1 pseudogene is annotated in these 212 nt (G+C 42.5%); it reads right to left on the bottom strand.

Annotation, left to right across the window (positions count from 1 at the left end):
- Positions 1 to 212, bottom strand: a pseudogene (locus lacNas_RS03495) (RNA-guided endonuclease TnpB family protein); the annotation flags it as partial.

The raw sequence follows: 212 nt of genomic DNA, 5'->3' as shown, positions 1-212 counted from the left end.
GTCGTAAACTTCTGCATCAAGTCATTTTGGATATTGCCAGCTTTGCGATAGCAAGCTTGAAGCTTGGCTTTCGTCTTCAAGTAGTTCTTGCTTTCGCAAGCAGCTTCTCCATTTTTGACTTGCTTTTTGGCAAGCTGCCTTTGATAGTGCTTGATTTTTTTATAAATTCTATCAAGCTTCTTAGGCAGTACGTTCACCCGGCCTCCCGTGTA

The organism is Lactobacillus nasalidis, assembly GCF_016587775.1.
Taxonomy (GTDB): domain Bacteria; phylum Bacillota; class Bacilli; order Lactobacillales; family Lactobacillaceae; genus Lactobacillus; species Lactobacillus nasalidis.
The sequence above is the reverse complement of the archived record's forward strand: the minus strand, read 5'-3'. Positions and strand labels throughout refer to the sequence as shown.